A 245-nucleotide genomic window follows, 5' to 3' on the forward strand; every position below is an offset into this window, starting at 1 on the left:
TCCTGAATGGGTGCGTCAACATGAAGCTGATTTGCAGAAAAAAAAGAAAATTGCTATGTTTTGTACAGGTGGTATTCGGTGTGAAAAATCAACAGCGTATGTTCGTGAACTTGGGTATGACCAAGTGTACCATTTAAAAGGAGGAATTCTGAAATATTTGGAAACAATTCCAAAAGAGAGAAGTTTATGGTGGGGAGAATGCTTTGTTTTTGATGAGCGGGTTTCTGTGCAGCATGGTCTTGAGG

1 protein-coding gene is annotated in these 245 nt (G+C 39.6%); it reads left to right on the top strand.

Annotated features, from left to right (window positions below):
- Nucleotides 1–245: rhodanese-like domain-containing protein (locus tag ACFINC_RS11550; protein WP_375617290.1), on the top strand; the 245-nt coding region annotated here is incomplete at both ends.

The sequence above is a fragment of the Bartonella sp. AP58NXGY genome, from assembly GCF_042195785.1.
Lineage (GTDB): Bacteria > Pseudomonadota > Alphaproteobacteria > Rhizobiales > Rhizobiaceae > Bartonella.